The sequence below is a fragment of the Bacteroidota bacterium genome (assembly GCA_018692315.1).
Taxonomy (GTDB): domain Bacteria; phylum Bacteroidota; class Bacteroidia; order Bacteroidales; family JABHKC01; genus JABHKC01.
Genome location: JABHKC010000231.1, coordinates 1 through 13,036, shown reverse-complemented (window position 1 = coordinate 13,036; position 13,036 = coordinate 1). Strand labels below are relative to the sequence as shown.

Annotated in this window: 9 protein-coding genes and 1 tRNA gene; 4 read left to right on the top strand and 6 right to left on the bottom strand. The window is 34.1% G+C overall.

The annotated features are described in order from the left end of the window. The first annotated feature begins 357 nt into the window (after positions 1-357). Both HN894_16945 and HN894_16940 read left to right on the top strand, forming a co-directional pair. Entirely contained in the window at positions 358-690 is a 333-nt protein-coding gene (locus tag HN894_16945) for a hypothetical protein (protein MBT7145012.1), read from the top strand. A 294-nt stretch (positions 691-984) separates the two neighbouring features. Continuing rightward, positions 985-3,924: a T9SS type A sorting domain-containing protein gene (locus HN894_16940; protein MBT7145011.1), complete on the top strand. Its 2,940-nt coding sequence runs from the start codon at positions 985-987 to the stop codon at positions 3,922-3,924. Between the two features lie 91 nt (positions 3,925-4,015). Here the strand turns inward: HN894_16940 and HN894_16935 are convergent, their stop codons facing one another. Continuing rightward, entirely contained in the window at positions 4,016-6,781 is a 2,766-nt protein-coding gene (locus HN894_16935; GenBank protein MBT7145010.1) for a leucine--tRNA ligase, read from the bottom strand. A gap of 79 nt (positions 6,782-6,860) precedes the next feature. Between HN894_16935 and HN894_16930 the strand changes: the two genes are divergently transcribed. Both HN894_16930 and HN894_16925 read left to right on the top strand, forming a co-directional pair. After that, positions 6,861-6,934: transfer RNA gene (locus HN894_16930), tRNA-Arg, on the top strand. Positions 6,935-7,668: 734 nt separating this feature from the next. Then, entirely contained in the window at positions 7,669-7,893 is a 225-nt protein-coding gene (locus HN894_16925; GenBank protein ID MBT7145009.1) for a hypothetical protein, read from the top strand. A gap of 94 nt (positions 7,894-7,987) precedes the next feature. On the opposite strand, the gene HN894_16920 is transcribed toward HN894_16925, so the two are convergent. The 5 genes from HN894_16920 to HN894_16900 form a co-directional block, all read right to left on the bottom strand. Further along, on the bottom strand, positions 7,988-8,404 hold the full coding sequence (locus HN894_16920) for a hypothetical protein (protein MBT7145008.1): 417 nt from the start codon (positions 8,402-8,404) through the stop codon (positions 7,988-7,990). A gap of 294 nt (positions 8,405-8,698) precedes the next feature. Then, a complete protein-coding gene (locus HN894_16915) occupies positions 8,699-9,094 on the bottom strand; it encodes a hypothetical protein (protein ID MBT7145007.1) in 396 nt (131 codons plus the stop codon). A gap of 109 nt (positions 9,095-9,203) precedes the next feature. After that, positions 9,204-9,392: a hypothetical protein gene (locus HN894_16910; GenBank protein MBT7145006.1), complete on the bottom strand. Its 189-nt coding sequence runs from the start codon at positions 9,390-9,392 to the stop codon at positions 9,204-9,206. Positions 9,393-9,748: 356 nt separating this feature from the next. Further along, positions 9,749-11,863 carry a DUF2793 domain-containing protein gene (locus HN894_16905; GenBank protein ID MBT7145005.1) on the bottom strand — a complete coding sequence of 705 codons (2,115 nt, stop codon included), beginning with the start codon at positions 11,861-11,863 and terminating at the stop codon, positions 9,749-9,751. Positions 11,864-11,934: 71 nt separating this feature from the next. Further along, positions 11,935-13,036: T9SS type A sorting domain-containing protein (locus HN894_16900; protein MBT7145004.1), on the bottom strand; the 1,102-nt coding region annotated here is incomplete at its 5' end.

Genomic DNA, 13,036 nt, shown 5'->3' with positions numbered 1-13,036 from the left:
CATTCCAAATGACACCATAACTAAGCATTTAACATATTTAACACTTTTTAAACCATTAAAACTCAAAATTTTTGAAACATTTTTTTAAATTTACGTAAAAGTTAAAATATTCCAAAAAGATGTGTATAAGTAAAGCAAACAAATTTATATTTTTTGTCAAAAAATGGAGTGGCATAAAAGCCTATTATATAGGCTTTTATGCCCCCCCCCAGTTTTTTAAATTTAAGAAAAAAGTCCATTTTTGAAATTGGCAAGAACAAATTTATCAAACAATAGCCTTTCAAATTTTTTAATTTGGAGGGTGAAAGTTTAGATTTTTTTGTTTTAGTTTTTTAGTATAAATTTAATTTGTTAATAATGAAAAATAATAAATTTTTATTAGTTTTTTTAGTTTTGGTTTTAAGTGTCAGTATTGGTTTTGCACAAGGAGGATCAAAGTTTACTGTTTGTGTTTTAAATGCTTCAGATGTGGATTATGAGACATCAGCCAACTTTACTTCTGGTGGAAACTTTGTAACACCAATTGTAGGCGATCCAAATATGGAGATACCAAGTGAAGATGAAGTTTGTATTAAATATGAATTTACGGAGAACAATGTTATTTTAGAATGTTTAAGAGCTTATTATCCTCCTAATTCCCCACCTCCTATTGCTACTTTGTGTCAACCATTTACTCCTACCTCAGCTTAATGTTGCACCTGGTATGCCATATAATCTTTTCTTTTATACACAATGGATTTCAGCAACAGATACCCATAAATTTCGCATAGAAGATCAATAACTTGTCTGAAATATTACTATTTGCTATCTGCTTATATTTTATCAAAAATATCATAAAAATATGTAGTGAATACATTATTTCAATAATTTTAATAAATGATATATTGCCCCAGTCATATATGATTGGGGTGATTTAATATTTTAGTTTTCTCTATGCCAAAAAGAATTAAACAATGAAGGATCATATTTTAAAATAATATTATTATGAAAAAGTCGATTTTTTTTTTAATTTGTATAATAGTTCCATTAATTGGTTTTTCCCAACCCTCGTTTCAAATGCACACATTAACATCGTCTTCACCTAATTCAGTTTTTGCAATAGACTTAGATAATGATGGCGATAATGATGTACTTTCTGCATATAAAGGTGATATGATTGTTTGGTTCGAAAACTATGGAAATGGAGTTTTTAGTCTGCAAAAAGTAATTTCTATTTCAGTTGATTGGGCTATGTTAGTTTTTGCAATAGACTTAGATAATGATGGTGATAACGATGTACTTTCGGCTTCATATTACGATAATAAAATTGCATGGTATGAAAACGATGGAAACGGAAACTTTGGAAATCAACAAATTATAACAACTTTGGCTTTCGGAGCTTATTCGGTTTATGCAATAGATATTGATAATGATGGTGATAATGATGTTTTATCCGCCTCTTTTACAGATGATAAAATTGCTTGGTACGAAAATGATGGTTACGGAATTTTTGGAGTTCAACAAATTATCAATAATATGTCTGATGGAGCAACTTCTGTCTTTTCAATCGATTTGGATAACGATAATGATTTTGATGTAATTTCGTCCTCATATAATGATAATAAAATTGCTTGGTACGAAAATGATGGAAGTGGAAACTTTGGCAACCAACAAATTATAAGTAATATCGCTGATGGAGCGACTTCGGTTTTTGCAATAGATTTAGATGGCGATAACGACATTGATGTTATTAATGCAAATGGTTTTGGTTTATCTGACAAAATTGTATGGTATGAAAATTTTGGAAATGGAAATTTTGGAACTCAACAAATTATTACGACGTCTGTTAGTTTGCCTAATTCAGTTTATGCAATAGATTTAGATAATGATGGGGATAATGATGTGCTTTCTGCATCTGCGAATGATGATAAAATTGCATGGTATGAAAATCTTGGAAGTGGAAACTTTGGGATACAACAAATCATAAGTAATTCAACCGATTGGGCTATATCAGCATTTGCAATAGATCTAGATAATGATGGAGATAATGAAGTAATTTCTGCATCATATTATGATTGTAAAATTGCATACTATGAAAATAATGGAAACGCTAGTTTTGGGGCACAACAAGTCATTTCTATCATTGCTGAAGGAGCTTATTCTGTTTTTGCAACGGATATGGATAATGATGGAGAAGTTGATATCCTTTCAGCATCTCCAGGTGATGATAAAATTGCATGGTATAAAAATGAAGGAAACGGTTTTTTTGGAAACCAACATATCATTTCTTCAATGGCTGATGGAGCATTGTCTGTTTATGCAATAGATATAAATGGAAATAACTATAATGATGTGCTTTCTGCATCTTCAAATGACAATGTTATTGCTTGGTATGAAAATGATGGTAATGGTAATTTTGGCTCACAATTGATTATTACAAATTCACTAAATTTACCCGAGTCCATTTTCGCGATAGATTTGGACGGAGATGGAGATAATGATGTTATTTCTGCTTCTTTTTGGGATAATAAAATTGCATGGTATAAAAATGGAAATCTTAGTACTCAGTTAATAATTAGTGATTCAACTTTTGGTGCTAATTCTATATTTGCAATAGATATAGACGGAGATGGAGATAATGATGTAATATCTTCATCAAATGACGATAAAATAATATGGTATGAAAATGATGGAACAGGTAATTTTTTAAATTCTTCTAGTATTGATAATACAATGTTTTCATCTATTCCTAAATCTGTTTTTGCAATAGATTTGGACGATGATGGAGACAATGATATACTATCAGCTATAAAGCTAAATAATAAAACTGTTTGGTATGAAAATGACGGTTTAGGAAATTTTGGTCCACAACAAGTAATTGCTACTTCTTTTGAATATGCTGAGTCAGTTTTTGCAATAGATTTAGATAATGATGGAGACAATGATGTGATTTCATCTTTTTGGGATAATGACAAAATAGTTTGGTCTGAAAACGATGGTTTTGGAAATTTTAACCCTCCTTTAACAATTACCAATTCAGCATATTTTACTATGTCATTATTTGCAATTGATTTAGATGACGATGGAGATAATGATATACTCTCTGCCTCCACTGGGGATGATAAAATTGCATGGTACGAAAACACTTTAATTAATGTTTTAGATACAGTATATATTTGCGATAAGGATAGTATTTTAATTAATGGGAGTTGGGTTTCCGCTGTAGGAGATTATTCCGATACTTTGCAAAATCTCAATGGAACAGATAGCATAAACATTTTTTATGTTGATGTTCATCCAACATTTCACGATGTTTTTACTGCTGAAATATGCCAAAACGAAACTTATAATTTTTATTCACAGGTTTTAGATTCTGCCGGAACGTATTCAGAAAATTTCCAAACGATAAATGGCTGCGATAGTATCGAAGAATTGGTTTTAATTGTAAATCCACTACCAACAATTTTTCTCTACCCATTCAATCCCGATTCTGTAGGTTTAAATTCAGGATTGGTATATTTGCCAAATGTTATACCGGCGGGTGGCACATTTTCGGGAGTTGGTATCTCAGGAAATAGTTTTGATCCTCAAATTGCCGGAACTGGAACTTTCTGGATTTCGTATTTTTATACCGACCCAATCACAAATTGCTCAATTTCCGATTCTGTTCAAATTGTGGTTTTTGATGAAAGCGGAATAAAAAATCTGACAAACACACAAATAGAAATTTTCCCAAATCCAAGTTTCGGAAAATTTACTATCGAGGGCAAAAATTTGCAATCTGTCGAAATTAGAAATATCACCGGAAAAGTCATTTATTCATCTGATGACTTAAAGTCATCCAATGAATTTCAATTCGATTTAAAAGCTGAAGCCAAAGGAATTTATTTTGTGAAAGTTGTTGTGAGAGGTTTTGTAGAATTTCGGAAGTTAGTTTTGATATGATGAATTGGTGAATTCAAATAAAAAAAATCGGAGTTTGACTTTTAGAAATGCTCCGACTTTTTTTCGTTTTGTATTGCTATCTCGTTGAAAACTACCCCACCACAATATTAATTATCCTCTTAGGTACAATAATTATTTTCCGAACGGTTTTTCCCTCAAGCCATTTGGTTGCGTTTTCGTGTTCGACAACTGTTTTTTCTATTTCTTCTTTCGTAAGTTCGTTTGAAAGATTTATTTTAAATCGCATTTTCCCATTGAAAGAAACCGGATATTCGAAGCTATCTTCCTGAAGATATTTAGGGTTGTATTCAGGAAACTTTGCTTTTGTGATACTCTCTTTATTGCCTAATAATTGCCACAGCTCTTCGCTAATATGAGGAGCAAATGGCGACAGCAGAATTACAATATTTTGAAGAATATCTCTCTTATTGCATTCAAGCTCAATAAGTTCATTAATGCAAATCATAAAAGCAGAAACTGCTGTATTGAAGGAAAATCTTTCAATATCTTCTTTTACCTTTTTAATGGTTTTGTGTAGAACTTTCAGTTCGGCTTGTGTTGCTTTGTTATGACAAACAAAAAAGCTGCCTTTTTCAGTGAAAAATAGCCTCCAGAATTTTCGTAAAAATCTGTGAACACCATCTATTCCGTGCGTATCCCAAGGTTTCGATTGCTCAATAGGTCCGAGAAACATTTCGTAAAGTCGCAAAGTGTCGGCTCCATATTTCTCAATAATATCATCAGGATTTACAACATTATACATTGATTTCGACATTTTTTCTATAGCAAAACCACAACGATATTTTCCTTCTTCAAGAACAAATTCTGCATCTGCAAAATCAGGATTCCATTTTCTAAATTGCTCTACATTTAAAATGTCGTCTTCTACTAAGCTAATGTCAACGTGCATTTCGCTTACATCATAATCTTTTTTATGATTGAATGACACAAACTTTTTTGTGCCTTTTACCCGATATGCAAAATTAGACCTTCCCTGAATCATTCCTTGATTTATGAGCTTTTTATACGGTTCATCTTTGCAAACTTTGTTAATATCGAAAAGGAATTTGTTCCAAAATCTGGAATAAATCAAATGACCCGTAGCATGTTCTGTTCCACCTATATAAAGATCAACATCTTGCCAATAATTATTGGCTTCTTCAGAAACCAAAGCTTCATTATTTTTAGGATCCATATACCTTAAATAATAAGCTGACGAACCTGCAAAACCCGGCATTGTGCTAAGCTCTATAGGATGCCCATTTTTCGTTTGCCAGTTTTTCGCCCGACCTAATGGTGGTTGTCCATCTTCCGTTGGCAGAAATTTGTCAACATCTGGCAATTCAAGCGGAAGCTCAGAAATATCTATTGTAGATGGAATTCCATTTTTGAAATAAACAGGAAATGGTTCGCCCCAATATCGCTGGCGGCTGAAAATTGCATCTCTCAAACGATAATTGATTTTTGATGATCCTATGCCTTTTTTCTCAATTTCCTCATTCATTCTGCCAATAGCCTCAGAAACATCAAGCCCATTCAAAAAATCAGAATTTATAAGTTTTCCTTCTTTTGCATCGTAGGAACTTTCATTGATATTTCCACCTGTAACCACTTCAACAATAGCTATATCGAAATGTTTTGCAAAAGCATAATCCCGACTGTCATGCGCCGGAACAGCCATTATTGCCCCGGTGCCATAGCCCGAAAGTACATAGTCGCTTATCCAGATTGGTAGCAATTTTCCGGAGAAAGGATGAACAGCATAACTTCCCGTAAATTGCCCGCTGATATGTTTAGTATCGGCAAGTCGTTCGCGTTCGCTGCGTTTTTTAGTTTCTTTTATATAATTCTCGATTTCTCCCTGATATTCATCAGTAGTAATTTCGTCAAGTAGTTCATATTCAGGAGCAAGTACCATATATGTAGAGCCAAAAAGTGTATCCGGTCGAGTAGTGAAAACTTTTATTTCGTGCTCAGAATCCTTTACTTTAAACATAATTTCTGCTCCTTCTGAGCGGCCTATCCAATTTCGTTGAATTTCTTTCAAAGAATCTGTCCATTCGAGTTTTTCCAAACTTTCCAAAAGTCTTGGTGCATAAGCAGAAACTCTTAACAACCACTGTTTCATCATTTTCTGCTCGACAGGGAATCCACCACGTACAGACAATCCTTCTTTTACTTCATCGTTGGCAAGCACAGTTCCTAATTCGGAACACCAATTTACTGTTGTTTTGTCAATGAAGGCAAGTCTGTAATTCATCAAAGTTTCCTGCTGTTCCTTTTCGTTCATCAATTTCCATTCTGATGAAGTGAAACTCAATTTATTTGTACAAGCTGCACAAATATTTTCAGAACCGCTTTTTTCAAATTCTTCAATTAGTTTTTCAATAGATTCAGCTTTGTTCGTTTTTTTATTGAACCAGTGATGAAAAAGCTGAATGAAAACCCACTGAGTCCATTTGTAATATTTTGGGTCAGAAGTTACTACTTCTCTATTCCAATCGTATGAAAATCCAATTTGCTCTAATTGCTCTTTATATCTTTTAATGTTTTTTTCAGTGGTATTCGCCGGATGTTGCCCTGTTTGTATTGCATATTGCTCTGCCGGCAAGCCAAATGCATCGAATCCCATTGGGTGCAAAACATTAAATCCGCTTAGAGTTTTATATCTACTATAAATATCGGAAGCTATATAACCAAGAGGATGTCCAACATGTAATCCTGCACCGCTTGGGTAAGGAAACATATCTAAAACATAAAATTTAGGTTTAGTTTCGTCGGTTTCTACTCTGTAAGATTCGTTCTCTTTCCAGTATTTTTGCCACTTTTGCTCAATATTTTTGACTTGATATTCCATATTTCAAATTTTTAAAGTTTGCAAAATTATATTTAATTTTTCGATAATCCGATTGTTTTATACTTTTGCAGAAATTTTTGGCCCAGTAGTTCAACTGGATAGAATATCAGATTTCGGCTCTGAGGGTTGGGGGTTCGAGTCCTCCCTGGGTCACTAAATTCTATATTATATAGAAAAAATGCTATAAATCAAGTTCTTACAATGTAAGAATTTGATGATATATATTATGAAAAAAAAATTAGGAAAAAGTTAGGAAAGATCAGATGGCACAAATAAGTCTTTCATTAGCAAAGTATTGCAAAAAACGAAATAATAAACACAATATTGAAATAGGTGTGTATGTGGAACTTTTTTTATTGCCTTTAATAATATCATCTATAGGAATATTTAATATTTGTCAGAATTCCATCATTTTTCTCTTATTATTAATTCCGAAAAATAAATATTTATTTCAAGATAGAAAAGTTGAAACAACAATGATTTACCTACACTTCTCAGAAACCAGAAAGCAGGAACAAATGAAAATGGTTTTTGATAAGATGATTTAATTATGATAAAATAGTTATATTTGAAAAATGATTAAAAAGAATAATAAAGAAATAAACGGAATTTTCCGTTTATACTAATGTTATAGGCAAGCCACAGACATGTAATAAAATTTACACTTAAAAATTTACATAAAATGAAATATATTAATGCATTACTGATAGTTTTCGTAGTTATATTAATGAGTTCTTTTTCCTGTAAAAAAGATGATGATGTAAAAACAAGAGCTGATTATTTGGGAAATTATACAGTTGGGGGGGGGGGTAGCTGGCTTTAATATAACAGAATCATCGAAAGGTCCGTCCAATGTCATAATAAATGGAGTCACAAGGTATGGGAAAGTGGAGGGATATGTAAATGACAAATTTATATATTTTGATGAACAATCATTTCAGATTGATTATTATTCTCCTGGTGGATATCATGTAGAATATACTGCAGTTTATTATGGGTCTGGAGAATTAGATAATTCTAATAAGAAATTAAGACTAGAGCATATAGAAAAACAAGTTTTTGATGATACGACCTATGTTTTTGAGTGGATAACAGTTGGCAATAAACAATAGTAAGAGAAATTAAAAAAAAGCCAGCCCATAACAAAAAATAAAAATCATTAAAACGCATTTTATTAAGAACGTTAATGGTTTTTGATAAGATGATCTAACAAGAATACAAAACAAATTCATATTCTTTAATTTCATATTTCTTCAAAACATATTTATGAGATTTATATAAATAATTTTGATTTTTAATTCTAATTTTTCGCCAAGGTTTTAATTCCGACAATTGAGAAGCAGAAAGTAATATTTTTGCTTTAGCTTCTTTTCGCAAGTTTAAAAACCAATAAATATAATCCTTAAAAAAGTGGTGGTACAAACTATATTCATCATCAAGATTATGGCGAAGGGCATATTTTACTCCCGGAAATGATTGTCCAAATCCGTCTTGAAAATCACAATATCCAATAAGATATTCGTTGCTATCAATATCTTCTGCAATTCCTCTATAAAACATTAGCCGCAAACCAAAATCTACAGGTTCTAAATCAAGCGTTCTTTGGGGATCAAAGCCCTTCATTTCAACTTTTGGAGTTATCCATACAGTTGCACTATTTGGCTTTGCATATAAGCTTGGGCATAAAATTTGACAAATATTAGTGTCAAATTTCAGATCTCCTTTTCCGGAACGTCTGTGTTGAAATTGTTGAGAAATAACTGTCCAGCCTGAATTTACAGAAGTTTGCGAAACAGGATCATTAAAAGCGTTTTTAGCTTGATAATAATGGAAATTAGTTAAACAGAAATAAATATTATCAATGTTGTCTGAAGCGGCAGGGGCAAATGCAATATCATCAATTTCTCCTAAATATACTCACGGTGGCTCGTAAATATCTTGATAATTATCATTGAAATAATCATCGCTTCCAGGCGAAATATTAATTTCAAATCCATCAACATTTTCCGGATTTTTAATTTCTCTAATAGAAATTGTATTTTCTGTATAATCAACAAAAGAATTATCATTGATAATATCATTTTTGCACAAAATTCTACATTCAGCAAGATTTGAATTAAAGAAGAAAGTAACGTTAAAAAACTTCTCCAAAGAATCAATAAAGTCTGAAACAGATATATCCGGCAAATGATTTGCTAAATTGAAAATCCACCTTACTCCAGAACTGTGGTCATTTTCGGCACATAACAAACCGTGTTCCCCTGTTTCATCTACCCAAAACACGATCCCGCCGTGAGCATAATCGCCTATCAATTAAGTGGTTGAGCTATAGAAAACCCAAGCACTGCCATCATGCGTGTACAAACCTGATGATGCATCAGTCTGGTAAATGACTAGCCCGCTTGCCGGGCTGGAAATGTTATTACCTTGGGATTGGATCACCTGCTTTATGATTTAACCACAAGCCATCAACTTCCGACCATCTGTATAAATCGTCATTTGAACCAGGATCGAATGATGAACCATCGATAGTGAATATAGCAACTGGAGATCCCAACAAGTGCCAGCCGGCAGAGGCCGATCCATCGTGGCCGGTGATATAGCGTTGCAAAGTGGCTGTTCCTGTTGGTGTCCCGTTAACAATGATCGAACCTGTGCTTGTTGTGCTACTCTGTAGGGTGATACTTCAGCTGGAGTTGACCGTCAGGTTTCCGTTTACTGTTAAAAATGTTTCATCGGTAAGTGTAAGAGATGCATCTCCCATAATGGTAAGATTGTCAAACTGCGCCAGGTTTGTTGAGCTTTCGCTGCTTAGTGTAAAATCGTCATTGTCAATTACCCAGTAACAATCGGTGGTTGATGCTGTGACTATATGAACGCCATTATTGTAGATGCTCTGGGCAAAAGTGGCCGCTGCAATAAGCAGGACGACCGTTAATGATACAAGTTTTTCAAAGCATGGAATTTTTAATCATTACTTATTCGTTGAACCATGTCTGAGCTTATGGCTTTTTTCAGGATTTCCACATCGGCTTTCAGTTGTTCAAAAGCTTCGGCTTTCAGCATTAAGGTTTCGTTTTGAGCTTTAAGTGCTTCAATTTGTGCCTGTTGTTCCTGGATGGCCTTGGTAAGTACGGGAACTAAATCGCTGTAAGCTATCGATTTTGTTTTCATCTCATCGTCGGCAGTGCTTATAACTTGTGGAAAAACTTCTTCTACTTCCTGTGCAATAAAACCGATGTGATTTCTGTCATCAAGTATCAAATCTGTATTTGCAGTTTTGTTCCAATTGAAAGTTACAGGGCGCAAAGCCATTACTTTATCTAAACTGTGTTCAATGGCAAGAACATCTTTTTTTAATCGAGCGTCTGATAAATTGTTATATGCACTGGTTCCTGCCACACTGCCATTCACATGCAAAGTATATGATGGTGATGTCCCGATGCCAATATTGCCGGAATTGTCAATAACTAATCTTTCAGTTGAGTTTGTACGAAGTGCAAGTATATTTCCTGAGGTTCTTCCAATACTAAACCCTCCACTACTTCCAAAATTAATATTCTGATCCCAGCTGGAAAGTGTAATACTGCCATCCACTTCCAATTCTGATGACGGACTAGTTGTTCCGATGCCTACATTGCCTGTGTTATCGATAACCATTCGGTATGCAGTTTCTGTTCGATCATATATGCTGAAAAAGCTAGTCAATGCACCAATTGAATATTGATTACTTGAAGATGATTTTATATCAAACCAAATTCCAGCACCGGTACCCTGCAAATACATACCCTGGTTATCTGCCGTATAAATATGCAGGCTTTCAGAAGGACTTGTTGTCCCGATGCCGACCTTACCCAGGTTGAAATAAATATCGCTTCCGCTGGTAGTCCACTGGCTGGAACCGGAGGGTGTTGACCATGCACCGGCACCACTGCCATCGCTTGTCCATACCTGAGCACTGGTTCCAGCAGAGCTTATCATATAGTCACCATTTGTGAGTTTATCGTTTGTGATTGACCCGGCCAATTTATCGTTTGTGATTGAACCGGCTAACATGTCGTTTGTAACTTTAGCAGAACCAATAGCTGTTACTCCTGCTTCGCTTAGTGATACATCACCTGAAATTGTCTGTTCTGCTGCAGCACCAGATGGATTCCCAATATATATCTTTCCCTGGCTTATTGCCAATTTATCGCTTGAAATACTCCCGGCCAATTTATCGTTTGTGATTGAACCGGCTAACATATCGTTTGTAACTACCGCAGAACCAATAGTTGTTTCACCTGTAACGTCTATAGTTAAATCGCCGGAAAGAGTCTGTGCTGCTGCTTCACCACTCCAATCACCAATAAAGATTTGACCTTGAGATAATGCAGTAGACAGAATTGATCTTTGCTCCCATTCGGGTGTTCCATCGTCTATATACAAAAAGTCAGTATTGCTATCATCATTATAAACAACCATACCTTCTTGTGGAGTCGTACTTTGCCAAGAAGAACCGTCAAATTCAACGATATCCCCCGGACTTGGCCAATCCCAATCTGCGTGAGGGGAACCACCATCAGAAGATAGAATATATCTATCACCGGCATTCTCTGTTGGAGGAGAAACAGTGTTATTATTGATAATATCTTTAACTGCATTTTGTCTACTCGCATTAGAAGACAAACCATTTATTTGACCCTGTACATTCCCCGTAACACCTGATAAATAACCAAGCTCTGAATCTGTTACTGATGAAGTAGTAATGTAGCCATCGGCATTGGTTGTTAAAACCATATCAGCTGTATAGATAGGATATATAACATTAACCCATGAAGGGCTTGCGGGTGTTCCGCTGTTGTAGTAATACCCGTCTCTTAAATTGGTTTGATAGACCAGCAAACCAGTAGCCGGACTGGTTATTTCTGTGCGTTGAGCTTCTGTCATTCGGGGGGGCAACAGGCCGCTGGTCGTTGATTTTATATCTAACATGGCAGAAGCATCGCCGCTGCTGCCATCGGTATTTATGGCTACCTGTGCTGCTAAGCTATTGCTTATAATTATTGCAATTACAACTAAAAATAGTTTTTGTTTTTTCATAAGTATTAATTTTTATAGAGATTATTTCGGATTTAGTATAGTATTTTTTAATTTTCACCATCACAAAGTAATTATAAATGGTTAATAAATACTTTTTTGGTTGAAACTGATTTAGAGTTTATCAATTTAACAATATAGTATCCATTTGAATTATTCATTTCTATTTTACTAAAAGTTGTATTATTTATTTGTTTTTCAACAATCAGTTTACCTTGTATATCGAAAACTTTAACGGAATATTTTTCTGATGGTGTTTGTAAATATATACTATTCCCGTATGAATAGATATTTGCTTCTTGTTTTTTATTACAAATATTTTCTTGATTGGTAATTGTTGAATAAAAATGAACAATAAAACGAAATGAGTTTGAAATATTTGAACTAAAATTATACATAGGATTCTGACGTAAATCGACAATTGTATTTTCAACAAGGTCTTCAAGATAAACAGAAATGCCAAGATTCAAATCCAAAATATTGTAAGCATTTAGTGCAAAAGTATCGGCAAGTTTTGTTTCAAAACCCATTGGTATAGAAAGGTTTGCGATATTGAATGGAAAGCTTTGCATTACTAAATCGCCTACCACAGGATCAGTTGTATATATTTGCGGAAGATTTATATCTTCTGTAAACATTTTTTCGGTATCGAATTCATCGAATCCCACACTTGCATTACTAAAGAAATAGATAATTGTTTCGTCAGTATAAACTCCTCTCTCAGCACGCAAGCGCAATGTATTATTGTTTGTTGTCCCATTTTTGTATAGGGTTTCAGTTTGATGGCTTCTGTCTGAATTATCAAAAACTATACTACCGCTTGCATTATTGTCTTTGCAACGCACCCAAAAAGCTTGCATTGATGGTATATACTTACCAATTGCTCCATTACCATTATTGTTTGTTCCTGTCTGACTCGATGTATTGTATGAGTCGTGAACCATTATTCCACCAGCCGATTTTGTTCTATTCCAATATGTTGTACGAAGATTTGTAGCACTACCACCTTCCCAGTCTATTGCCGATTGATAAGGATTTCCGACAAGATTGAATCCGGGATAATTTGAACCTGAATTCCAAGTTGTATTGATAGTTTTCTCGCCAATATTTAATGACCCTGAAAAGTTCAATGTAGAATTTTCTGTAACACGAGCAACATATCCTTTTCCAACTGTT

Bases quoted from the DNA above. Each gene is read 5' to 3' on its own strand.
- HN894_16945 (MBT7145012.1), top strand. From the start codon at position 358: ATGAAAAATAATAAATTTTTATTAGTTTTTTTAGTTTTGGTTTTAAGT.
- HN894_16940 (MBT7145011.1), top strand. From the start codon at position 985: ATGAAAAAGTCGATTTTTTTTTTAATTTGTATAATAGTTCCATTAATT.
- HN894_16905 (MBT7145005.1), bottom strand. From the start codon at position 11,863: ATGAAAAAACAAAAACTATTTTTAGTTGTAATTGCAATAATTATAAGC.
- HN894_16920 (MBT7145008.1), bottom strand. From the start codon at position 8,404: ATGAAGGGCTTTGATCCCCAAAGAACGCTTGATTTAGAACCTGTAGAT.
- HN894_16935 (MBT7145010.1), bottom strand. From the start codon at position 6,781: ATGGAATATCAAGTCAAAAATATTGAGCAAAAGTGGCAAAAATACTGG.